General features: G+C 42.6%; 22 protein-coding genes. 15 read left to right on the top strand and 7 right to left on the bottom strand.

Translation table 11 applies throughout. The features are described from left to right. Positions 1-732: an IclR family transcriptional regulator gene (locus QS795_RS11695; RefSeq protein ID WP_286268932.1), complete on the bottom strand. Its 732-nt coding sequence runs from the start codon at positions 730-732 to the stop codon at positions 1-3. A gap of 159 nt (positions 733-891) precedes the next feature. On the opposite strand from QS795_RS11695, the gene trmN reads away from it, so the two are divergent. Further along, positions 892-1,626, top strand: a complete 735-nt coding sequence (gene trmN / locus QS795_RS11690) for a tRNA(1)(Val) (adenine(37)-N(6))-methyltransferase TrmN (RefSeq protein ID WP_286268930.1) — start codon at positions 892-894, stop codon at positions 1,624-1,626. A gap of 39 nt (positions 1,627-1,665) precedes the next feature. On the opposite strand, the gene nadB is transcribed toward trmN, so the two are convergent. After that, the gene (nadB, locus tag QS795_RS11685; protein WP_286268928.1) at positions 1,666-3,267 is read right to left on the bottom strand and encodes an L-aspartate oxidase; all 1,602 of its coding nucleotides are present in this window, start codon (positions 3,265-3,267) and stop codon (positions 1,666-1,668) included. Between the two features lie 429 nt (positions 3,268-3,696). On the opposite strand from nadB, the gene rpoE reads away from it, so the two are divergent. From rpoE to acpS, 11 genes are all read left to right on the top strand, one after another. After that, positions 3,697-4,275: an RNA polymerase sigma factor RpoE gene (gene rpoE, locus QS795_RS11680; protein WP_006661282.1), complete on the top strand. Its 579-nt coding sequence runs from the start codon at positions 3,697-3,699 to the stop codon at positions 4,273-4,275. Between the two features lie 57 nt (positions 4,276-4,332). Beyond that, on the top strand, positions 4,333-4,956 hold the full coding sequence (gene rseA, locus QS795_RS11675) for an anti-sigma-E factor RseA (protein ID WP_154602644.1): 624 nt from the start codon (positions 4,333-4,335) through the stop codon (positions 4,954-4,956). After that, positions 4,956-5,906, top strand: coding sequence for a sigma-E factor regulatory protein RseB (gene rseB / locus QS795_RS11670; RefSeq protein WP_286268926.1), 951 nt, complete (start codon positions 4,956-4,958; stop codon positions 5,904-5,906). The genes rseA and rseB overlap by 1 nt, the downstream gene beginning before the upstream one ends. A gap of 3 nt (positions 5,907-5,909) precedes the next feature. Beyond that, positions 5,910-6,374, top strand: coding sequence for a SoxR-reducing system protein RseC (gene rseC, locus QS795_RS11665; RefSeq protein ID WP_154602646.1), 465 nt, complete (start codon positions 5,910-5,912; stop codon positions 6,372-6,374). A 300-nt stretch (positions 6,375-6,674) separates the two neighbouring features. After that, positions 6,675-8,471, top strand: a complete 1,797-nt coding sequence (gene lepA / locus QS795_RS11660; protein WP_181478773.1) for a translation elongation factor 4 — start codon at positions 6,675-6,677, stop codon at positions 8,469-8,471. Between the two features lie 17 nt (positions 8,472-8,488). Beyond that, on the top strand, positions 8,489-9,454 hold the full coding sequence (gene lepB, locus QS795_RS11655; RefSeq protein WP_154628993.1) for a signal peptidase I: 966 nt from the start codon (positions 8,489-8,491) through the stop codon (positions 9,452-9,454). 282 nt (positions 9,455-9,736) lie between these two features. Next, positions 9,737-10,417 (top strand): ribonuclease III, encoded by a 681-nt coding sequence (gene rnc / locus QS795_RS11650; RefSeq protein ID WP_154602649.1) that lies wholly within the window; start codon positions 9,737-9,739, stop codon positions 10,415-10,417. Further along, positions 10,414-11,322, top strand: coding sequence for a GTPase Era (gene era / locus QS795_RS11645; protein WP_036949437.1), 909 nt, complete (start codon positions 10,414-10,416; stop codon positions 11,320-11,322). The genes rnc and era overlap by 4 nt, the downstream gene beginning before the upstream one ends. Positions 11,323-11,333: 11 nt before the next feature. After that, positions 11,334-12,059, top strand: a complete 726-nt coding sequence (gene recO, locus QS795_RS11640; protein WP_181477344.1) for a DNA repair protein RecO — start codon at positions 11,334-11,336, stop codon at positions 12,057-12,059. 304 nt (positions 12,060-12,363) lie between these two features. Next, the gene (gene pdxJ / locus QS795_RS11635) at positions 12,364-13,095 is read left to right on the top strand and encodes a pyridoxine 5'-phosphate synthase (RefSeq protein WP_286268919.1); all 732 of its coding nucleotides are present in this window, start codon (positions 12,364-12,366) and stop codon (positions 13,093-13,095) included. Then, on the top strand, positions 13,095-13,478 hold the full coding sequence (acpS, locus tag QS795_RS11630; RefSeq protein ID WP_154602651.1) for a holo-ACP synthase: 384 nt from the start codon (positions 13,095-13,097) through the stop codon (positions 13,476-13,478). The genes pdxJ and acpS overlap by 1 nt, the downstream gene beginning before the upstream one ends. A gap of 199 nt (positions 13,479-13,677) precedes the next feature. Here the strand turns inward: acpS and QS795_RS11625 are convergent, their stop codons facing one another. Beyond that, complete coding sequence (locus QS795_RS11625) at positions 13,678-13,938, bottom strand: YfhL family 4Fe-4S dicluster ferredoxin (RefSeq protein WP_154602652.1); 261 nt, start codon at positions 13,936-13,938, stop codon at positions 13,678-13,680. Positions 13,939-14,231: 293 nt separating this feature from the next. Further along, positions 14,232-14,681 carry an XRE family transcriptional regulator gene (locus QS795_RS11620; RefSeq protein ID WP_286268915.1) on the bottom strand — a complete coding sequence of 150 codons (450 nt, stop codon included), beginning with the start codon at positions 14,679-14,681 and terminating at the stop codon, positions 14,232-14,234. Positions 14,682-14,872: 191 nt separating this feature from the next. On the opposite strand from QS795_RS11620, the gene leuE reads away from it, so the two are divergent. Together leuE and tadA are read left to right on the top strand one after the other, a co-directional pair. Further along, the gene (leuE, locus tag QS795_RS11615) at positions 14,873-15,520 is read left to right on the top strand and encodes a leucine efflux protein LeuE (protein WP_036949445.1); all 648 of its coding nucleotides are present in this window, start codon (positions 14,873-14,875) and stop codon (positions 15,518-15,520) included. 87 nt (positions 15,521-15,607) lie between these two features. Continuing rightward, positions 15,608-16,120, top strand: coding sequence for a tRNA adenosine(34) deaminase TadA (gene tadA, locus QS795_RS11610; protein WP_181477343.1), 513 nt, complete (start codon positions 15,608-15,610; stop codon positions 16,118-16,120). On the opposite strand, the gene mltF is transcribed toward tadA, so the two are convergent. Then, positions 16,117-17,775, bottom strand: a complete 1,659-nt coding sequence (mltF, locus tag QS795_RS11605; RefSeq protein WP_286268911.1) for a membrane-bound lytic murein transglycosylase MltF — start codon at positions 17,773-17,775, stop codon at positions 16,117-16,119. The two genes, tadA and mltF, sit on opposite strands and share 4 nt — an antisense overlap. 268 nt (positions 17,776-18,043) lie before the next feature. On the opposite strand from mltF, the gene purL reads away from it, so the two are divergent. Continuing rightward, entirely contained in the window at positions 18,044-21,931 is a 3,888-nt protein-coding gene (gene purL, locus QS795_RS11600) for a phosphoribosylformylglycinamidine synthase (RefSeq protein WP_318626504.1), read from the top strand. A gap of 98 nt (positions 21,932-22,029) precedes the next feature. Here the strand turns inward: purL and QS795_RS11595 are convergent, their stop codons facing one another. Together QS795_RS11595 and QS795_RS11590 are read right to left on the bottom strand one after the other, a co-directional pair. Next, complete coding sequence (locus QS795_RS11595; protein ID WP_318626503.1) at positions 22,030-22,398, bottom strand: type II toxin-antitoxin system PemK/MazF family toxin; 369 nt, start codon at positions 22,396-22,398, stop codon at positions 22,030-22,032. Continuing rightward, entirely contained in the window at positions 22,398-22,661 is a 264-nt protein-coding gene (locus QS795_RS11590) for an AbrB/MazE/SpoVT family DNA-binding domain-containing protein (RefSeq protein ID WP_286268907.1), read from the bottom strand. Before QS795_RS11590 ends, QS795_RS11595 begins: the two co-directional genes overlap by 1 nt. Positions 22,662-22,817 lie beyond the last annotated feature (156 nt).

Here is a 22,817-nt window from a genome sequence, read left to right as displayed (position 1 = left end):
TTACTCCAAGTTAATCAGTTTTGTTATATTTTGGGCCGTTTGGCATGTTGCTTTAATCAGCTCATCGACGCGGTTGACGGCACGAAATTCGGGTGCCATGACAGAGACGACAGCTAAAATATCGTTGCCTTTAAAAACTGGTGCCGATGCGCCAAAAACACCAGCGTCAATTTCACCAACAGAAATGCCATAGCCTTGTTGGCGGATTTGGATTAGATCCTGTTTTAATTTCTGTAAATAGTTATCTTTGTGTAGCTGCTTGGCGTGAGTTTCGAAGACCAATTCTTGATACTGTTCATCACGGTAGGCTAAAAGGGTTTTTGCGCTAGCGCCGCGGATCACGGTATTACCATGCCCAACAATAAAAGAGCAGCGTACGGCTTGTTCACTATCAATTTTATCGACACAGATAGTTTCCCGTAGGTTGGCGGTAATAATTGCCGCAGTCTCTTGGGTCTTTTTGGCCAGTGCGTGCAACTCTGATTTTGACGAGGTCATTAGCAAACTGTGGTGATAGTATTTTTCTTGAGTTTTGATACTCTGCGCACCAACGGTATAAGTGCCATATTGCTTAGAGTAAGTCACAAATTCCCAGTTTATGAGAATAGTTAAAAGCCGATAAACCGTTGAGAGAGGAATATCTAACTCTTTGGAGATGGTTTGCGGTGTGATTGGAGACGCGCAAGTCGTGACAAACGATAAGATATCTAGTGTTCTATTAATACTGTTCATGGCATCTCCTTTTTCTCGAACTTAGCAGTAAAAAAAATCACTAACAAATGATATTCTCAATATATGAGAATAATATTATTGAAATTAGATTAAATTTGTAGATTTGTGGGTTGAAATTGAGAATATTCACGCAAATCCTATTTAAACCAGAGTGGCAGTATGAGCGAACAAAAAAAGCGTTATCGAAAAGGCGGGTTTACCTTCAAGCAATTTTTTGTTGCTCATGATCGTTGCGCGATGAAGGTCGGTACTGACGGGGTATTACTCGGTGCGTGGGCGCCTCTTAATGCGACAAAATACGCGTTGGACATAGGCAGTGGGAGCGGATTAATTGCCTTAATGCTGGCTCAGCGTAGTGAGCAAGTGCAGGTTGATGCGGTTGAACTTGATGACGCCGCAGCGTTACAAGCGCAGGAAAATTTTGATGAATCACCATGGTCTGAACGGCTGCGAGTGTTCCATCAGGACATTATTACGTTTAGCGAACAGCCTAACCATCAGTATGATTTAATCGTGAGTAACCCCCCTTATTTTGAACCTGCGGTGGCGTGTCGAGATGAAAAACGCGATCAAGCGCGCTATACCGGAACACTTACTCACCAAGTATTATTAGATAGCGCTAAACAATGTTTGGCACCAAACGGTATTTTTTGTTTGGTATTGCCCTATGAAGTGGGAGAGAAAGTCGAAGCGATGGCAATGGCGAGTGGTTGGAATTTAGCTTACCGCGTGCAAGTTCAGGATAAATCACATACGCCATATCATCGGATGCTATTAGGGTTGACGATTAAGATGACGGAGCCGGTTATTTCGTCTTTAACGTTGAAACAACCAGATGATAGCTATACGGATGAGTTTATTTCGTTGATCCGGCCATTTTATCTTAAGTATTAAAAGCCTATCTGCTGCTAATGCACAGATAGGCGGTGAATATTAGTGGGTTAAAACGGTTGGACCAGAATCGGGTAAAAGCTCAGGGTAGTCTAAGGTATAGTGTAAACCGCGACTCTCTTTACGTTCTAAGGCGCAACGCACCATTAACTCTGCAACTTGGACTAAGTTGCGCAGTTCCAGTAAGTTGTTGGAGATGCGGAAATTAGCATAATAGTCATTAATTTCTTGTTGAAGTAAATGAATACGACGCAAAGCACGTTCAAGTCGTTTTGTGGTTCTTACTATCCCCATGTAATCCCACATAAATAGGCGCAATTCATGCCAGTTATGCTGAATTACAACCTGTTCATCAGAATTATGAACTCGGCTTTCATCCCATTCAGGGAGTGCAGAAATCGCAGGGATCTCGTCGATCGTTTTGATAATATTTTCTGCGGCAGCCCATCCATAAACTAGGCATTCAAGTAATGAGTTAGACGCCATACGATTGGCACCATGTAGCCCGGTATAACTCACTTCACCAATAGCATACAGATTCGGTATATCTGTCATGCCAGTTGGGTCAACAACGACGCCGCCGCAGGTATAGTGGGCTGCGGGAACTATCGGGATCGGCTCTTGGGTTAAATCTAAACCTAAGGTGAGCAACTTGGCATAAATGGTGGGGAAGTGGTTCTTAATAAAGTCTGGGGATTTGTGGCTGATGTCGAGATACATGCAGTCCGCCCCGAGGCGTTTCATTTCATGGTCGATAGCTCTGGCAACAATATCCCGCGGTGCTAATTCACTGCGCTCGTCATAATCTGGCATAAAGCGGCTGCCATCAGGGCGTTTTAAGTAAGCGCCTTCACCACGTAAAGCTTCAGTGAGTAAGAAATTACGTGCTTGCGGATGGAATAAACAGGTTGGATGAAACTGGTTAAATTCCAAGTTCGCTACACGACAACCTGCCCGCCATGCCATGGCAATACCATCACCAGATGAGATATCGGGGTTGGTGGTGTATTGATAAACTTTCGCAGCACCACCCGTGGCTAAGATGATAGTTTTTGCTCGAATAGTCTCGACTTGTTCTTTTTGGCGATTCCAAACATAGGCACCGACAATGCGGGAGCGGGCGTTCTGTTGGGTTTTATCTTCGAGGATCAGATCAACCGCATTGTAGCGTTCTTTGATCTGGATATTCGGGTGTTCGAAAGCAAGATTAACCAGGGTGGTTTCAACCTCTTTTCCGGTGGCATCCGCGTGATGCAGAATGCGGCGATGGCTATGCCCGCCTTCTCGGGTGAGGTGATACTGAGTTTCCCCTGTTTCGTTGATTTCAGTATCAAATAAGACGCCTTGGTCAATGAGCCACTGAACACAATGTTTGGCGTTTGATGCGATAAACTCGACGGCGCTCTTTTCACAGATCCCTGCACCAGCTACAAGCGTGTCATTTACATGGGACTCAATGCTATCTGTATCATCGAAAACGGCGGCTATTCCGCCTTGAGCATAATAAGATGCACCTTCATTGAGGGTGCTTTTGCTGAGAATAGTAACTTGATGAAAGGGCGCGAGCCGGAGTGCGGCTGATAATCCTGCGACACCACTTCCAATGATTAAAATATCAGTGTCATGCTGTGTGGATGCGTTCATAAGTGTTTGTGTGCTGTGTTTCTATAGAGAATTTTATGTTAGCCTATCGAGCTGCCTGTGACTATGTATTAATCGCATTTTGAGTTCCCAAAGAACCGTTTTATTTAGCTACACTTTAGTTATTTGGAAAATCATCGTTTATTTGGAAAAAACCATTGGCTACATGATAAGTGCCAATGTGGATGAATAAATTCCACGTAATCATGCCGTAGATATGCCTGTTTTGTGTATACTATTAGGTAGTGCTCACAAGGATCAATGGGATCGATTAAGAAACTTTGATCCCATTTTTTGAAATTATTTTCGATTATTTTTGGAATAAATTGAACTTCATCAGTTTTTATTACTCGAAGTTAGGCTTGCTTAAGGAAGGGAGAAGATGAACAAGTTAAGTCATTATCAATCTGTGTTCAGGAGATGGTTCCTGGAATGAGCGAGCAGCTGACAGACCAAATATTGGTTGAGAAAGTACAAAAAGGCGATCAACAAGCTTTCAATTTACTGGTGATTAAATACCAGCATAAAGTTGCAAGTCTCGTTTCTCGTTATGTACCGCAAGCGGATGTGCCTGATGTCGCACAAGAGTCGTTTATTAAGGCTTATCGTGCAATCGGTTCGTTTCGTGGCGACAGTGCTTTTTATACTTGGCTTTATCGAATTGCTGTCAACACGGCAAAGAACTATTTAGTCGCGCAAGATAGACGTCCTCCCGCGTCAGATCTGGAAGCGAGCGACGCAGAAAACTTCGAATCCGCCGGCGCATTAAAAGAAATTTCGAACCCAGAGAACTTAATGTTGTCTGATGAATTAAAGCGAGTTGTTTTCCGTACCATTGAGTCACTGCCAGAAGATCTTCGAATGGCAATCACGCTACGTGAACTTGATGGTTTAAGCTATGAAGAGATTGCCGAAGTGATGGATTGCCCTGTGGGTACAGTTCGATCGCGGATCTTTAGAGCGAGGGAAGCAATTGATGAAAAAGTTCAGCCGTTGATCCAACAACATTAATTGGTTGGGTCGCGAGTTACCATTTAACTGTGAGCAATTAACTGAAGGTAATTGGGCATGCAAAGAGAGAAACTTTCCGCAATGATGGATGGTGAAGCTCTAGATTTAGAACTTATTAACACCATTTCATGTGATTCAACGTTAAAGCAACGTTGGGAGAGCTATCATCTTGTTCGTGATACTCTGCGTAATGATACAGGCGATGTCATTCATTTTGATATTGCAAGTAAAGTTGCGGCAGCGCTGGAAAATGAAGCGGTGCGAATTAATCCTCAAGCAGTTGTTGAATCACAACCAGAGCCAGCAAGCTGGAGTGGCTTCCCGTTTTGGAACAAAATTCGTCCATGGGCTAGCCAAATTACGCAAATCGGTGTGGCTGCATGTGTATCACTCGCTGTAATTGTGGGTGTTCAACAATACAATCAAAGCAATAGTGTCGATTCTACTGTGGATGATCCTGTATTTAATACCGTTCCAGTCGGACGTGGTGCGCCAGTTAGCTTAAATCTTTCAGATAGCCAATTGTTTGGTACTGAGCAACAATCTCAGCAAATCGAGCAACAAAATCAACGTATCAACGCCATGCTGCAACAGTATGAAATTGAAAGACGTTCAATGCTGAATCAGCCGCATCAAGACAGTGATAAAAATACCGCATCAGCAGGGGTTAAACTGCAATAATGAATAAATGGTTATCCGTCTTCTGCCTGACGGGCAGCCTGATTATGTCTAATCAAGCGTCGGCATCATCTACGGATGCCGATGTTCTTTTCAAAGAAATGGGAACGGCTGCCCAGAACCTGTCCTATGAAATGTCGTTTATGACATTCAATCCGCAAAATATCGTTCCAGTGCGCTATCGCCACGCGATTATTAATGGAGTCCCTATTTCTCAAATGATCCAGATGGATTCATCTCGCCGAGAGATAGTGCAAAATGGTAACCGAATTAGTTATTTTGAACCGGGATTCGATGCGTTTAGCTTAAATGGTGAACATATCATTGATAACTTACCTACGGTACTTTTTGCGGATTACCAAAAAATTCAGCCTTATTATAATTTTATCGATGCTGGTCGTACGCATATTGGTGATAGACCCGCATTAGTCATGCGAATTATTTCAAAAGACAATTCTCGATTTAATTATGTGTTATTAATCGATGAAGAAACTAAATTGCCACTGCGTGTTGATTTACTCGACAACAATAATCAAACACTGGAACAGTTTAGGGTGATTTCGACTGTTTTAGATAGCAAGAATGTACAAAATTCATTGAAATCTCTCAGTAATGTAAATTTACCACCATTATTAGTGTCGCCGAAAAACGAAAATCCATCGTTTAAATGGCGGGTGGGAATGCTGCCTCCAGGCTTTGAGGAAGTGTCTCGCTCTACGCGAAAATTAAGCGATGATGACATCATTGAAACGGCAATGTTCAGCGATGGGCTATTTACCTTTTCGGTTAATGTGACAAAAACATCGAAAGGTCCTTTACTTGATCAGCCACTACAAAATGGTCGCCGCACAATTTACACCATGACTCAAAAGCAAAATGTGATTACGATAATAGGGGAGTTACCGCTATCAACATCCCAGTTAATTGCGAGTAGCATTCAGTTTCGGGAGTAAATCATGGTAAAAGAATGGGCAACGGTGATTAGGTGGCAGAAAGGGCGAGCATTATTGCGTTATGGCTCTTCAGCCGGATGTGGAAGTTGCAGCGCTCGTGCTGCTTGTGGTTCATATGCTTTAAATAAAATTGGGCCTAACACTGAGCACGAATTGGAAATTGAAGTTGAACAGCCTTTGGTTGTTGGACAAAAAATTGAAGTGGGTATTCCTGAAGGGAGCTTACTGCGTTCTGCGATGTTAGTCTATTTAACGCCATTGGTTGGATTGTTTTTATTTGCCGCATTGGCTCAATTAGCTGAATTTGAGCAGGTATGGGTCGCATTAGCAGGAATTTTCGGTGGGTTTGCTGGCTTTTTCACTGCGCGAGAAATGGCTTCACGTTGGCGTAATAAAATCGATTTTCAGCCAATCGTTTTACAAATAGGACTGCCCCCCGGCGAAATCAGCGTTCAAACACATTGTTGAATGCCATTGTCTCACATCATCGCCTGTAGCTAAGCTTTCACGACACAAGCTTTTTACTACAGGCGATTTTGTTTTTAGTCGTTCAAAAATGAAGAAAAACGAAGAAAAATGAAATAAGTAACTCATTCAACTTTGGCAAGTTTACAGTTGTTTTACATTGAATCTTTGTGTTAGTGGGTTCTTGTATGTAAAATGCTGCTAATTAGCAATCTTGTGATAATCATAGCATTTTAGTTTTGTGGCAAAATTTGCTCAAAACTGATTTTGTAAGGCAATTTAAAAGAAGATATTACCTTGAAAATCAAAAACATCAGAAACTTTTCGATCATTGCACATATCGACCACGGAAAATCAACGTTGTCAGATCGTATTATTCAAATCTGTGGTGGCTTAACTGACCGTGAAATGGCGGCTCAGGTTTTAGACTCTATGGATCTGGAACGTGAACGTGGTATCACCATCAAAGCACAGAGCGTAACGCTCGATTATAAAGCGGCGGATGGCGAAACTTACCAACTGAACTTTATCGACACCCCAGGACACGTGGACTTCTCCTATGAAGTTTCTCGTTCATTGGCTGCGTGTGAAGGCGCATTATTAGTTGTGGATGCAGGGCAGGGTGTTGAAGCTCAAACCTTAGCGAACTGCTATACCGCCATTGAAATGGATTTGGAAGTGGTTCCAGTCCTGAACAAGATTGACTTACCAGCCGCTGATCCTGAGCGTGTTGCTGATGAGATTGAAGACATTGTGGGTCTTGATGCCCATGATGCAGTTCGTTGTTCTGCGAAAACCGGTATCGGTGTTCAAGATGTTATCGAACGTTTAGTGAAAGAAATTCCACCACCAGAAGGTGATGGTGATGCACCGTTACAAGCGCTGATTATCGACTCTTGGTTCGATAACTATTTAGGTGTTGTTTCTCTGATCCGTATTAAAAATGGTACGTTGAGAAAAGGCGACAAAGTTAAAGTGATGAGTACGGGCAACGTGTATAACGCGGATCGCCTCGGTATTTTCACACCAAAACAAGTTGATCGTGATGTGCTTAACTGCGGTGAAGTAGGCTGGTTAGTGTGTGCGATTAAAGACATCACTGGCGCCCCAGTTGGGGATACTTTAACAGGTGCTCGTAACCCAGCAGATAAAGCATTACCGGGCTTCAAAAAAGTGAAACCTCAAGTTTATGCGGGTCTGTTCCCTGTTAGCTCTGATGACTATGAAGCTTTCCGCGATGCATTGGGTAAATTAAGCCTGAATGATGCTTCCTTGTTCTATGAACCAGAAACGTCAACAGCATTAGGATTCGGTTTCCGTTGTGGTTTCCTTGGCTTATTGCACATGGAAATCATTCAAGAGCGTTTAGAGCGTGAATACGATCTCGACTTAATCACTACGGCGCCAACGGTAGTTTATGAAGTTCAGCAAACTAATGGCGAGATTGTTTATGTGGATAGTCCGTCGAAATTACCACCGCTGAATAACATCGAAGAGTTAAGAGAGCCTATCGCTGAGTGTCATATGCTGATGCCTAAAGAGTATTTAGGTAACGTTATCACTCTGTGTATTGAAAAACGTGGCGTACAAACCAACATGGTTTATCACGGAAACCAGGTTTCTTTGACCTACGAAATTCCGATGTCAGAAGTGGTGCTGGATTTCTTTGACCGTTTAAAATCAACCTCTCGTGGTTATGCTTCTTTAGATTATTCATTCAAACGTTTCCAAACGTCAGACATGGTGCGTGTGGATGTGTTAATCAACAACGAACGTGTCGACGCATTAGCGCTGATCACTCACCGTGGCAACTCGCAGTACCGCGGACGTGAGCTGGTGGAAAAAATGAAAGAGCTTATTCCACGTCAACAGTTTGATATTGCTATCCAAGCAGCAATTGGTAACCACATTATTGCTCGTTCTACAGTGAAACAGCTGCGCAAAAACGTTCTTGCCAAATGTTATGGCGGTGACGTTAGCCGTAAGAAGAAACTGTTACAGAAGCAAAAGGACGGTAAGAAACGTATGAAGCAAGTGGGTAACGTTGAACTCCCACAAGAAGCGTTCCTTGCTATATTGCACGTTGGTAAAGACAGCTAAGTTTACAAGGAGTCTTAATGGCTAACACATTTGCCCTGATCCTCACACTGGCTACGCTGGTGACAGGGATTATTTGGTGCTTAGATAAATTTAAGTTTGCGCCAGCACGTAAAGCGAAACTTAAAAAATTGCGGGAAGTAACAAACGGCTCAATGAACGAAGATGAACTCGCGAAAGCAGTTCGTCGTCCGTCGTGGCTGGAAACGGGAACCTCAATTTTTCCTGTGTTAGCCATTGTTTTGGTTGTTCGTTCGTTTATTTATGAGCCGTTCCAAATTCCATCAGGTTCGATGATGCCAACACTCTTAGTTGGTGATTTTATGTTGGTTGAGAAGTTTTCTTATGGATTGAAAGATCCTATTACTCAAACCACATTAATCGAAACGGGTAAGCCTAATCGTGGAGATATCGCGGTATTTAAATATCCGAAAGAGCCAAATGTAGACTTCGTGAAACGTGTTATTGGTTTGCCGGGGGATAAAATCATTTATAACCCCGAAGCGAAAGAGCTGACTATTTACCCTAACTGTGCAGACAATAAATGCACAGAAAAATTACCAGTTACTTATGGCCCATTAGAGCCAAGTGAATGGACAATGGTATTTGAAAATAGCTCTGTGGTTGATAATCAATATGGTAATTATCAAATCCCAGTAGACCAAGCGGTACCGAATAACTCACTGCGTCAATATGGTCGAAGTGAGAAATTAGATACCGTTACGCACCAAATTTTGACGATTAATAACTACATTACTCAATCAAAATATGTACAACCAGGTTTACCACTTAATGAGTGGATTGTACCTGAGAAACACTATTTTATGATGGGTGATAATAGAGACAACAGCTCTGATAGCCGTATGTGGGGCTTTGTTCCTGAGCAAAATTTAGTGGGCCGTGCGGTGTTTATCTGGTTAAGTTTAGATAAACAAGAGAACGAATGGCCTACAGGTATTCGCTTTAGCCGAATTGGTCCTCTATAATTCATTTCAGACAATGCGGGTTTTCATGAGAAAACTCGCATTATCATAAGCATTATTATTTTACCCAGTGTACAATAATGTTGTTTTAAACATTATTGACTTCCTAATTATTAACTATCCTCGTTAAATTCCGATAATTCATAAAATTTATTTTTCGAATATCAATTGCTTACGGGTGATGGTCGGAGGAAGTCAGTGCAAACGCAACAGTTTTGTAAAATAGCTGATTTTACAGGTCTGTTGCGTGTGCTTTTTTATTAAACGTAGAATGGTTGGGCGCACATGAACCCCTCTTTGTTAGAAAAATTACAGCGTAAGCTGGGATATACATTCCAGCAAAATGATTTATTAATTCAGGCATTAACTCATCGAAGTGCTAGCAGCAAACATAATGAAAGACTGGAGTTTTTGGGTGATTCAATTCTCAGTTTTGTGATTGCTAACGATCTCTATCATCGTTTCCCTAAAGTGGATGAGGGTGATATGAGCCGTATGCGCGCAACGTTAGTGCGTGGAAATACACTGGCAGAAATTGCCCGTGAATTTGAACTCGGTGAATGTTTACGTTTAGGTCCGGGTGAATTAAAAAGTGGCGGTTTCCGCCGAGAATCGATCTTAGCTGATACCGTTGAAGCCTTAATTGGCGGGATTTTCCTTGATAGTAATATTCAAACTATCGAACAGATCATTCTGGCATGGTACAAAGTAAGATTGGATGAAATTAGTCCGGGTGATAAACAAAAAGACCCGAAAACGCGGCTACAAGAATATCTGCAAGGGCGTCATCTTCCACTACCAAACTATTTAGTGGTACATGTGAAAGGTGAAGCTCATGATCAAGAATTTACGATCCATTGCCAAGTGAGCGGCATTGAAGAGCCGATTAACGGCATAGGCTCAAGCCGTCGTAAAGCGGAGCAAGCCGCAGCAGAACAAGCATTGAAAATCTTGGAGATTGAATGAGTGAATTACAATCCCACTGTGGTTTTGTTGCCATAGTTGGACGACCAAATGTTGGGAAATCAACACTGTTAAATCAGTTACTGGGGCAAAAAGTCTCGATCACATCGAGAAAGCCACAGACAACTCGCCACCGTATTATGGGGATCCATACAGAAGATAATTACCAAATTATCTATGTTGATACCCCAGGTCTTCATATTGAAGAAAAAAGAGCAATTAACCGTTTGATGAACCGCGCAGCATCCAGCTCTATTGGCGATGTTGAATTGGTTATTTTTGTGGTTGAAGGTACCCATTGGACACCTGATGATGAAATGGTGCTGAACAAGCTATCTAGCTTGCGTTGCCCAGTCATTTTGGCGATCAACAAAATTGATAATGTGGTGGATAAAACCAGCTTACTGCCACACATCGGTATGATCAGCCAAAAAATGAATTTCTTGGACGTGGTGCCAATCAGTGCAGAAAAAGGCACTGGCGTTGATACCATCGCGAAGATTGTGAAGCAGCACATCCCTGAAGCTATTCACCACTTCCCTGAAGACTATATTACAGACCGCTCTCAGCGTTTTATGGCCTCTGAAATTATTCGTGAAAAACTGATGCGTTTCTTAGGTGACGAGCTACCATACTCAGTGACTGTTGAAATTGAACAGTTTAAAGAGATGGATAAGGGTGGCTACCATATTAACGGACTGATCTTAGTTGAGCGTGAAGGTCAGAAAAAAATGGTTATCGGTAATAAAGGTAGCAAGCTGAAAACCATTGGTACCGAAGCTCGTATTGATATGGAACGTCTGTTTGAAACTAAAGTTCACTTAGAGCTTTGGGTTAAAGTTAAATCCGGTTGGGCAGATGACGAAAGAGCACTGCGCAGTCTGGGCTATGTTGACGATTTAAAATAATCGGTGACATTGTGAGTGGTTGGCAACGCGCGTTTGTGCTCCATTCCCGTCCTTACAGTGAAACGAGTCTATTGATTGACTTTTTCACGGAAGGGGAAGGAAAAATTCGTTTGCTAGCAAAGGGTGCGAGACGCAACCGCTCACCATTAAGAGGCTGCTTGCAGCCTTTTACACCTTTGTTGATCCGTTGGAGTGGCAAAGGTGAAATCAAAACCCTCATCAATGCTGATCCTGTCTCTCTTGCTCTCCCTCTTAGTGGCACTGTTTTATATAGTGGTTTATACCTTAATGAACTTACCGCTCGGGTTATTGAGTTTGGCACACCGTATTCATCTCTATTTTTTGATTACCTCAATTGCTTGCAAGTTTTAGCCGGAAGTGAACGCACGCCTGAATCTGCTTTACGCCAGTTCGAGCTCGCTTTGCTGTCTTATCTCGGTTACGGCGTAGATTTTTTACATTGTGCGGGCAGTGGTGAGCCAGTTTCAGACACCATGACCTACCGTTACCGTGAAGAAAAAGGGTTTATTGGCAGCCTGATTGTTGACCAACTCACATTCACGGGTAAGCAATTAAGAGCGTTAGCCGAACGCGAATTCCCAGATGCGGACACCTTAAAAGCCGCTAAACGGTTTACCCGCATGGCACTGAAACCTTACCTTGGCGGTAAACCCCTTAAAAGCCGTGAACTCTTCAGGCAATTTATTATCCCTTCTCAGAATATGGCGAAGTCATAACAATTAATTGATTTTGTTTTATGACGCTATTTTTTCTATTTGTTATTACTGCGAGCATTTCCAACTATATACCTTTCCAGCTGCGGACTGTTGTAACCGCAAAACTACAGGCAATCTAGACAAAGTTTTCGTCCTATCCATTTTCTTCGAGGCGCTTCCCAAAATATGAATGTAATTGATGAAATATTATTATTGCTTTGGAATCCGGGAGGAAGAACGAGATATTTTTTCCCCCAATACGATAAATTGCAGTAGGATATGGCAGACAAGAAATAAGTGACTGTTTATTCATAGGGAGTTAAACATGGCTGAGCTGTTATTGGGTGTTAACATTGACCACATTGCAACTGTTAGAAATGCAAGAGGAACACAATATCCTGACCCTGTTCAAGCGGCATTTGTTGCTGAGCAAGCTGGAGCCGACGGGATCACTATTCACTTACGTGAAGATCGCCGCCATATTACCGATAGAGACGTTGAACTGCTCAACCAAACCATTCAAACGCGCATGAACCTTGAAATGGCAGTCACGGAAGAGATGATTGACATTGCTTGTCGTATTAAGCCGACTTATTGCTGCTTAGTTCCAGAAAAGCGTGAAGAGGTGACTACTGAAGGTGGGCTTGATGTTGCAGGGCAAAAACAAAAAGTCGCATCCGCAGTAAAACGACTGACCGAAGCCGGTATTTTAGTCTCTTTATTTATCGATGCGGATCATGAACAAATTGATGCTGCTCAAGAGTGTGGTGCACCATTTATTGAAATTCACACAGGCGCATACGCGGATGCTAAAACTGAACAAGAGCAAGATCTTGAATTTCGTCGTATTCGTGATGGCGTAAGCTATGCAGCGGGTAAAGGCATTAAAGTGAATGCGGGACATGGATTGACTTACCATAATGTTCAACGTATCGCAGCACTGCCTGAAATTTATGAACTGAATATCGGGCACGCGATTATTGGCCGAGCTCTGTTTAGTGGTCTAGCTCAAGCTGTATCCGACATGAAAAGCTTACTCACAGAAGCGCGTAAATAATGGCTATTGTAGGTTTAGGTACAGATATTGTTGAGATTACGCGTATTGAATCTGTCATTGAGCGCTCCGCTGATAGCTTAGCGAAGCGTATTTTAACAGAACATGAATATGCACAATATCAGCAACAAGCTAAGCCTGCGCGTTTTCTTGCTAAGCGATTTGCAGTGAAAGAAGCGGCGGCTAAGGCATTAGGTACGGGGATCCGTAATGGTTTGGCTTTTAATCAGTTTGAAATCACAAACGATGAGCTAGGTAAACCGTTACTTTCACTGAGCGGTGAGGCGCTAAAACTAGCCAATAATTTAAAAGCCACGCATTTTCATGTTTCGATTACTGATGAGCGGCACTATGCGGCTGCAACAGTGATTATTGAAAGTCTGTAGGCATTACTCATTGCCGACTTGTTTTTGGTCGGCAATGTTTCAATGAAATAGTACTTTAATGAAAATAGTACTTTAATGAAAATAGTACTTTAATGAAAGTGTGCTTCAACGGATGGATGTTTTTAGTAAAACAAAAAATTGAATATCGCAGAGCTGAGCCATCGTCACGTTAACAAATGTATTCAGCGTATTTGCGAAATTAGATTTTATCGGCGTGATGGATCATGACAAATTTATCCCAGAGTTGTTCTTGGGATTCAACATGCTCAGGGTCTGTAATAATCGTATTAGTTATGGGGCAAACTGACTGGCAAGTGGGTTTATCATAGTGCCCAACGCATTCAGTACACAAGTTAGAATCTATTTCATAGATTTCCGACCCCATGAAAATTGCATCATTTGGGCATTCGGGTTCACACATATCGCAGTTAATGCATTTTTTAGTAATTAATAGTGCCATTTCAATTAGTTATATCAGATTCAAAGCAGTAGTATACGTTTTCGGACGCCATTTTACACTGAAGTAAATCAATTAGACACTGAATTATGTGTGAGTGAACGAATATACTTAACGAAAAAATAGTAATAAACAAGCAGAAAAATCAAGAGTTTTAAGTGTGATTCAATGTGGATGGTCTATAAGTAAAGCGGAATTAATAATATAAAGATGATTTTATTTATAAAAATAAAATAAGAGCTTAAATTTAAGCTCTTATTGGATAAGACAATTAGAAATTAATAGAAAATATTAAATTAATAATTAATTAAGTTGTAGATATACCAGTTCTTAGTTTTATCAGATTGCGTATAGAAGCACAGCACGCCATTAATGATGAAGAAAGTTGCTGACTTTATAGAATCTTCAACGGTGAACTCCTCAGAATACATCAGCGCGATACTGGCATTATCAGCGATTTGATAGACATCGATAACTTTCTCATCGAGATTATAACCGTATAAATATTGCTTGTTTTGAGTCGTGTCGTAGAAGGCTTGAATATTTTGCAGGTACGTTTTTAATTTCCCTTTTTGTACAACGACAGTGGGTTCGATTTTCCCTGCGTCTGTCATGTTGTAGATCATGTAGGACTTGTCTTTTGAGTGCCCTAAGAAATAGTTTTTCTTACCAGCATTGAATGCGAGTGTCGTTGGGTAAAACTCTTCAAAGATATTTGTTTGCACGGTTCTTCTAATAAAAGCCATGTTTATTCCTCTTATTTAAATTATGAAAACTTAAGTGCGGGTTAATCATATTTAATGAAAGAGACTTTAAAAATAATGTTATTTATTAGTTTGTTTTATATATTCAAATGATTTAAAAATTAATAAAAGTAGAATATTCACAATGGATCTTAACTGTGATAGTAATAAGAAAAAACAATTAGGAATTGGTCATGTTTGAAAATCTAGGGGTATTGAATTTCTGGACTTACTTAGCGGGATTGGTGCTTATCATCATTGTACCTGGTCCAAACTCACTGTATGTATTAAAATCAAGTACTTCACATGGGACTAAAGCGGGATATCGTGCTGCAATCGGTGTTTTCACTGGTGATGCAATACTGATTTTTCTTTCATTCATTGGTGTTGCCTCGGTCATCAAAGCCTCTCCAACACTGTTTACTATCGTAAGATACTTAGGGGCTGCTTATCTTTTGTACTTAGGATGCAAAATCCTATATGCAACCTTTTGGCAAAAAAAATCGTTATCAGCAGGGGTAGAGCAGATTGAAGTAAGAAAAGAAAATTACTTTACTCGAGCTTTGGTACTTAGCTTAACGAACCCGAAAGCGATTTTGTTCTATATCTCGTTCTTTATTCAATTTATTGACTTCAATTATAGCCATGCTTGGGTTCCGTACATGGTATTAGCGGTTATCTTAGAAACGGTTAGCTTCTTGTATCTAAGCTTATTGATATTCAGTGGCTACTTGATAGCCCGCTTTTTACGGGAAAAGCAGATTTTGGCGAAACTGGGAAATTGTACTGTAGGTGCATTCTTTATGGGGTTCGCTGCGAAACTTGCCATTTTTAGTAATTAGTTATTGATTAATATCAGATTCAATTTGCAGTCACTTTAACATTTCGTAATAATCAACTTTTCGAGTGTGGATGGATGAGAGGCTAGAGTGACGCAATTAGAAATCGACGAGTATTGGATGGCTCAAGCCCTTGAGCTAGCAATAAAAGCTCAAGATGCCGGGGAGATCCCTGTGGGTGCGTTATTGGTCAAAGATAACCAACTCGTGGCAGAAGGCTGGAACCATTCCATTGAAAACCACGACCCTACCGCCCATGCTGAAATTGTTACCTTACAAAAAGCGGGCACCGCGCTACAGAATTACCGCTTATTAGACACAACACTGTATGTCACTTTAGAACCTTGCATTATGTGTGCAGGAGCGATGATCCATAGCCGCATCGGTCGGGTCGTATATGGTGCGAAAGATTTTAAAACGGGAGCATGTGGCTCCTTCATGAATATCATGTCGCAGCCAGGTTTAAATCACTATGTTGAAGTGACGAGTGGTGTACTTGAAGAAACTTGCTCATCCATGCTCAGCGAATTTTTTAGAATGCGCAGAGCACAAATTAAAGAGCAGAGACGTCAAGAAAAACAGGCTCAAAACCCCGAGAACTAGTCTTCAATTGACGTTTCCTTTTGTAGGGCTACGTTATTATCGATAGAACTCGAGCGTGTTGGTTTTGCCAGAATATATTTCCCTAGGGAGTGATTTCGTGCACTACTATTTTCACTGGCATAAAACACACCTAAATTCGCTGACGCTTTTGGCGCGACCTCCAATTTTGCTGGCACCATATCAGGCATCACATAAGATGAGAGCTGAGTATTCTCATTGGGTACCACGACATAAACGTGAGATTTCTTCGCAATCTCTAAGGTTTTCTGTTTTTTCTCCTGACTCTGCAAATAACCCACTAAGCTTTGATGATAGCGGCGAATATTTTCCACATAACGATAAGCCTCGTGTCCTCGGGCATAGCCATACGTGAGCTGAGAATAATATTTTGGTTGTGTTAACAGGGGCAAATTCGCTTTAACATCAAGCCAACGGTCAGGATTGCCACCCAGCTTTTGCGTTAATTTACGCACATCCAGCATATGCCCATAGCCCATATTATAGGCTGCAAGGGTAAACCAAATACGGTCATCTTCAGCGATAGAGTCGGGTAAGCGTTTCATGATGTACGACAAATATGCAGCCCCACCTTTGATGCTTCCTTCTGGGTCTAATCTATCTTCAATTCCCATCGTTGCCGCAGTTGGTTTGGTAAGCATCATGATCCCACGAACACCAGTAGGGGAGGTTGCAAGGGGATTCCAGTGGGACTCTTGCCAAGCGATAGCTGCTAATAATTTCCAATCGACGGTCTCGACAGTATCCGCATACTTCTCAAATAAATGCTGATAATCAGGTAATTTATTGTTAATGGCACTTATAAATGTAATCGTATCAAAATAATCAAAGGATTCGACGTGACTAAAATGTTTCTCGGTCAAGCGGGCGAGTGAGTCATTTTGATTACTGATATTAAAAAAGTCGAGCAGGGCGGCATCTAGGCTATAGTCATGTTTGCGGCTCATATACCATGTGATGGCATGTTCATCACGTAAGTCAAATGCGACAGCGACTTTCGGGTGAATTCGTTGCTGCAAAGAGACGGCAATAGAGTCTTCAAGGGTGTAGTCAATCTCACCTTCGGCCACCATTTCTAATAACTGGCTCGGTGTATAGTCGCTGCTTTCTTCCCACTTAAGATTAGGGTATTGCGTTGAAAGCGCTTTTAGTGTGCTTGCATGGGTACTCCCCGCGATAACCACTAATTTCCCTTTCAAGTCATTAAAGGTTTTTGGGCGCGTGGTGCCTTTACGGTAAACCAATTGCTGAGTCACATTCAAATAGCTAGGACCCGTTTTCATAGTATCCAAACGGTCTTTATTATACAGCAGCCCTGCCACAGCGATGTCGGCATCGTCGTTATCGAGATCTTCAAAAATTTGCTCGATAGTTGGACGAATAATAATTTTGAGTTTAATTCCTAGGTACGTAGCAAAGCCTTGAGCCAGTTCGTAGTCGAAGCCACGTAGCTGATGTTGCTCATCAATATAAATAAGTGGTGAACTTACTGCGCTGATACGTAACTCACCCTGAGAGATAATTTTGTCTATTTGGGTATTTTGCGTATTCGACCATCGGACATTAGAACCAATGATCATGGTGGCAAGTAAGGCGATGACCACGATAATAAAATAGTTAACTTTTAGGTTATTCAAATAATTATTTCTCGTGCAAGAACTGGTGTTGTGCGCTTAATAAAAACTGTTTAATCATGGTTATAAATCCAGTGGTTTCGTATTTTGCTCTAACAGTGATGGTCGGTGCAACTAATATTATCGTATTTAGCACATATTAATATTTAACTAATCGCTCTATTTTTAGTCACGCAAACGGTTTCGTATTGATGAACATTGCTCTATAATGGACTCCGGTTTCCCTGCTTTCATGTTCAGGGCTGGCGTTTAAAAGAGAGAATTTAAGACTATGGAAATTTTGCGTGGCTCACCGGCACTATCAGCATTTCGTATTACCCGCCTTTTGGCGCTGTTTGCTGAAAAACAGCTCCCTGTAACGGATATCTATGCTGAATATATGCATTTTGCTGAGCTATCAGCCCCATTAAGTGGCAGTGAGCAAGGTAAACTGAGTAGTTTGTTAAAATATGGTCCTTCTCTGGCAGAGCATGAGCCATTTGGAAAACTGATTTTAGTCACCCCACGCCCAGGAACTATCTCTCCTTGGTCTTCTAAAGCAACGGATATCGCGCATAACTGTGGCTTAACACAGGTTAAACGTATTGAACGCGGCGTTGCCTATTATATTCAAGCCGACTCACTGACAAGCGAGCAGTGGGATCTGGTCATCAGTCTGTTACATGACCGCATGATGGAAACGGTTTTTGCCTCTTTTGAACAAGCCGAAGCGCTATTTGTTCAGCAGCAGCCTGCCCCAATGAAAGTGATTGATATTATCGCAGGCGGACGCCAAGCACTCGATACTGCTAACAAAGAGATGGGCTTAGCGTTAGCTGACGATGAAATTGATTATCTATTAGAGGCATTCACAGGGTTAAAACGTAACCCAACGGATGTTGAGCTGTATATGTTTGCGCAAGCAAACTCAGAGCATTGCCGCCATAAAATTTTCAATGCGGATTGGATTATTGATGGGGAAACACAGCCAAAATCCCTGTTTAAAATGATCAAAAATACTTTCGAAAAAACGCCAGATCACGTTCTGTCTGCCTATAAAGATAATGCGGCAGTAATGGAAGGCTCTTCAGTGGGTCGTTTCTTCCCTGAGCCAGATGGACGTACTTATCGTTACCATCAAGAAGATGCACATATTTTGATGAAAGTGGAAACCCACAACCACCCAACGGCAATTTCTCCATGGCCGGGAGCTGCAACTGGTTCTGGCGGTGAAATTCGTGATGAAGGCGCGACAGGTCGCGGTGCAAAACCAAAAGCAGGTTTAGTCGGCTTCTCCGTTTCCAACTTACGTATTCCGGGTTTTGAGCAACCTTGGGAAGAAGATTTTGGCAAGCCAGAGCGTATTGTGACCGCACTCGATATTATGACGGAAGGTCCTTTAGGCGGTGCGGCATTTAACAACGAATTTGGGCGTCCCGCTTTATTAGGTTATTTCCGTACCTATGAAGAGAAAGTTAATAGCCATAATGGTGAAGAATTACGCGGTTACCATAAGCCAATTATGTTAGCAGGCGGTATTGGTAACATCCGTGCAGATCACGTTCAAAAAGGCGAAATTACTGTTGGCGCTAAGCTAATCGTTCTCGGTGGCCCTTCGATGAATATCGGTCTAGGGGGCGGGGCAGCATCATCCATGACATCCGGTCAATCTGCGGCGGATCTTGATTTTGCTTCTGTTCAACGTGACAACGCCGAAATGGAGCGTCGTTGCCAAGAAGTGATCGACAAATGTTGGCAGCTAGGCGATAAAAACCCAATTCTGTTTATTCATGATGTTGGCGCGGGTGGTTTATCCAACGCAATGCCTGAATTGGTGAGCGATGGCGGTCGTGGTGGTCGCTTTGAACTGCGTAAAATTCTGAATGATGAGCCGGGGATGAGCCCATTGGAAGTGTGGTGCAACGAATCCCAAGAGCGCTATGTGATGGCGGTTGCGCCAGAGCAACTCGCCTTATTCACAGAGATTTGTGAGCGTGAACGTGCGCCATTTGCTGTGATCGGTGAAGCAACGGAAGAGCGTCATTTAACCCTTAATGATGAGCACTTTGACAACCAGCCTATCGACATGCCACTGGATGTATTGCTGGGCAAAACGCCGAAGATGCTGCGTGATGTGACGACACTGAAAGCCGAGCCTGAATCACTGGATAGAACCGCTATCGATTTAACTGAAGCTGTTAAGCGTGTTCTGCATTTACCGGCTGTGGCAGAAAAAACCTTCTTAATCACTATCGGTGACCGTACTGTGACGGGTATGGTTGCACGTGACCAAATGGTTGGTCCATGGCAGATCCCAGTCGCTGACTGCGCGGTGACAACCGCAAGTTTGGATAGCTATTATGGTGAATCAATGTCTATTGGCGAAAGAACGCCAGTGGCACTGTTGGATTTTGCCGCTTCTGCGCGTATGGCTGTGGGTGAAGCTCTGACCAACTTAGCTTGTTCTTATGTGCAAGACCTTAAGCGCGTGAAGCTGTCTGCTAACTGGATGTCTGCAGCGGGTCACCCAGGGGAAGACGCGGGCTTGTACGAAGCGGTTAAAGCGGTTGGTGAGGAGCTGTGTCCAGCGTTAGGTTTGACAATCCCAGTGGGTAAAGACTCAATGTCAATGAAGACTCGCTGGCAGCAAAATGGTGAAGAGCGTGAAATGACGTCGCCATTATCATTGATTATCAGTGCATTTGGCCGTGTTGAAGATGTTCGTCTAACGGTCACGCCAGAACTGAAAACTACGACAGATAACGGCTTGTTATTAATCGACCTTGGTCAAGGTCACAATGCGCTTGGTGGTTCTGCACTGGCACAAGTTTACCGTCAGTTAGGTAATAAAGCGCCAGATGTCCGTGATCCAGCGTTGTTGTTAGGTTTCTTTAATACCATCCAAAAACTGTTATCTGAGCAGAAATTACTGGCTTACCATGACCGTTCTGATGGCGGGCTGTTTGTCACATTAGTGGAAATGGCATTTGCGGGTCACTGCGGTATTAACGTGGATATCAGTTCATTTGATGAAGACACTTTAGCGGCGTTGTTCAATGAAGAGCTGGGCGCGGTGATCCAAATCCAAGGTGCGGATCGTCAATATGTAGAGCAATGTTTTACCGATGCGGGCTTAGCAGGCTGCGTTCACTATCTTGGTTCTGCAACTCATGACGATGCGGTGATCATTAATAGCCGTGATACGGTCGTTTACAATGGTTCCCGTAGTGCTCTGCGTGAGTGCTGGGCTGAAACCACATGGCAGATGCAGCGCCTGCGTGATAACGAAGAGTGCGCAGATCAAGAGCATGAAGCGAAGAAAGACAATCAAGACCCGGGTCTGAATGTGAAGCTGACTTACGATATCGCAGAGGATATTGCTGCTCCGTATATCGCGTCTGGCGTTCGTCCTAAAGTGGCTGTGCTGCGTGAGCAAGGGGTTAACTCCCATGTTGAAATGGCAGCGGCATGGGATCGTGCAGGCTTTGATGCTATCGACGTCCACATGAGTGATTTACTGGCGGGTAACTTGTCTCTTGAACAGTTCCAAGCGCTAGTGGCATGCGGTGGTTTCTCATACGGTGACGTATTAGGCGCGGGTGAAGGTTGGGCGAAGTCCATTCTGTTCAATAACCGTGTTCGTGATGAGTTTGCCTCCTTCTTCAACCGCCCAGACACTTTATCATTAGGTGTATGTAATGGTTGCCAGATGATGTCTAATTTGCATGACCTGATCCCTGGTGCTGAGTATTGGCCTCGCTTTGTACGTAACCGTTCAGAGCGCTTTGAAGCGCGCTTCAGCTTAGTGGAAATTGCAAACAGCCCATCATTACTGCTGCAAGATATGGCGGGTTCGCGTATGCCGATTGCTGTTTCTCACGGTGAAGGTCAAGTAGAAACTCGTGCACCAGCTCACTTAACTCAGTTAGAAAATAACGCGCTGGTGGCAATGCGTTTTGTGAATAACTACGGTCAAGTGACGGAGCAATACCCAGCGAACCCGAACGGTTCTGTGAATGGGATTACGGCAGTAACATCAATGGATGGTCGCGCGACTATTATGATGCCGCACCCTGAGCGTGTATTCCGTACGGTAAGCAACTCTTGGCACCCAGAAAACTGGGGTGAAGATAGCCCATGGATGCGCATTTTCCGTAATGCACGTAAGCAATTAGGCTGAGATTAAAACACCTGTTTTAATTTAAAGCTAAAAACTAAACACCCTATAGATCACCTGATTTGTAGGGTGTTTTTTGTTTCATCAAAAATGGTAAAGATTCAAATTTGAGGGTCAATGATATCAATAATATTACTGAGAACTTCTTCGAAAATATCTTCATTTAGGGTTGCTGAGTAGGTGGCTTTTCTGGCGATTAAATCCAACGAGCGAAGTTGATAACATAAGATACAGCCAGTAATGTTCCCCGTGTCTGTACTTGAACCATCTAAGTAAACAGTGACATTTTGAGTTCTGGCACGGCTCCCCCCACTTGTAATAGGAACGCAAATTGACGTACCAAGTGCGGTGTTGATTTGTGAATCTGTAATCACTAAATAGTAGTGGGGCCCCTTGAATTCCTTACCTGCGACTGGATCGCCATTAATGTGCCAAATCTGGCCTTTGTGGGGCTTTTTCACTTTTACCATTAAATAACCTCATTTCCCTCTGGGTCAGAATCATCGATTTCACTGTTTAATAATGTAATTTCTTCTTTATCAATACCGGATAGTAGCTCGTTGATAGATTTTCTTCCTCTAGCCACACGTTTAACCGGTTTTATGCAAATGGATTCTCCAACTGCATCAATATTTAATTTCATACCGACAACCCATCCTGCCATATTGGCGACTTCAATTGGGATAGTTAAAACAACGGCTCCGCCTTGCTGCCTTAATTTGGTTGTTGACATATAAACCTCGCATATCTATTAGGTGTAACTTAGTCACACTATAGCAAAGGGTGATACAAAGTCACACTAAATCGTCGTTTTTTTATTCTGTGTTAGTGACGAAAATAGCAAGTATCGCCATTTTTTATCATACATGTGAGCAATTAGGCTGAGATT

Origin of the sequence: Providencia zhijiangensis (assembly GCF_030315915.2) — a bacterium.
Taxonomy (GTDB): Bacteria; Pseudomonadota; Gammaproteobacteria; order Enterobacterales; family Enterobacteriaceae; genus Providencia; species Providencia zhijiangensis.
Note: the sequence above shows the minus strand (reverse complement) of the source record. Positions and strands in the feature narration are given on the sequence as shown.

What these genes read in the sequence shown, in the direction of transcription:
- pdxJ (WP_286268919.1), top strand. Translation starts at nt 12,364, where the DNA reads ATGGCTGAGCTGTTATTGGGTGTTAACATTGACCACATTGCAACTGTT.
- QS795_RS11695 (WP_286268932.1), bottom strand. Translation starts at nt 732, where the DNA reads ATGAACAGTATTAATAGAACACTAGATATCTTATCGTTTGTCACGACT.
- leuE (WP_036949445.1), top strand. Translation starts at nt 14,873, where the DNA reads ATGTTTGAAAATCTAGGGGTATTGAATTTCTGGACTTACTTAGCGGGA.
- rpoE (WP_006661282.1), top strand. Translation starts at nt 3,697, where the DNA reads ATGAGCGAGCAGCTGACAGACCAAATATTGGTTGAGAAAGTACAAAAA.
- rseA (WP_154602644.1), top strand. Translation starts at nt 4,333, where the DNA reads ATGCAAAGAGAGAAACTTTCCGCAATGATGGATGGTGAAGCTCTAGAT.
- acpS (WP_154602651.1), top strand. Translation starts at nt 13,095, where the DNA reads ATGGCTATTGTAGGTTTAGGTACAGATATTGTTGAGATTACGCGTATT.
- QS795_RS11595 (WP_318626503.1), bottom strand. Translation starts at nt 22,398, where the DNA reads ATGGTAAAAGTGAAAAAGCCCCACAAAGGCCAGATTTGGCACATTAAT.
- rseB (WP_286268926.1), top strand. Translation starts at nt 4,956, where the DNA reads ATGAATAAATGGTTATCCGTCTTCTGCCTGACGGGCAGCCTGATTATG.
- lepB (WP_154628993.1), top strand. Translation starts at nt 8,489, where the DNA reads ATGGCTAACACATTTGCCCTGATCCTCACACTGGCTACGCTGGTGACA.
- QS795_RS11625 (WP_154602652.1), bottom strand. Translation starts at nt 13,938, where the DNA reads ATGGCACTATTAATTACTAAAAAATGCATTAACTGCGATATGTGTGAA.
- QS795_RS11590 (WP_286268907.1), bottom strand. Translation starts at nt 22,661, where the DNA reads ATGTCAACAACCAAATTAAGGCAGCAAGGCGGAGCCGTTGTTTTAACT.
- nadB (WP_286268928.1), bottom strand. Translation starts at nt 3,267, where the DNA reads ATGAACGCATCCACACAGCATGACACTGATATTTTAATCATTGGAAGT.
- trmN (WP_286268930.1), top strand. Translation starts at nt 892, where the DNA reads ATGAGCGAACAAAAAAAGCGTTATCGAAAAGGCGGGTTTACCTTCAAG.
- rnc (WP_154602649.1), top strand. Translation starts at nt 9,737, where the DNA reads ATGAACCCCTCTTTGTTAGAAAAATTACAGCGTAAGCTGGGATATACA.
- purL (WP_318626504.1), top strand. Translation starts at nt 18,044, where the DNA reads ATGGAAATTTTGCGTGGCTCACCGGCACTATCAGCATTTCGTATTACC.
- era (WP_036949437.1), top strand. Translation starts at nt 10,414, where the DNA reads ATGAGTGAATTACAATCCCACTGTGGTTTTGTTGCCATAGTTGGACGA.
- QS795_RS11620 (WP_286268915.1), bottom strand. Translation starts at nt 14,681, where the DNA reads ATGGCTTTTATTAGAAGAACCGTGCAAACAAATATCTTTGAAGAGTTT.
- rseC (WP_154602646.1), top strand. Translation starts at nt 5,910, where the DNA reads ATGGTAAAAGAATGGGCAACGGTGATTAGGTGGCAGAAAGGGCGAGCA.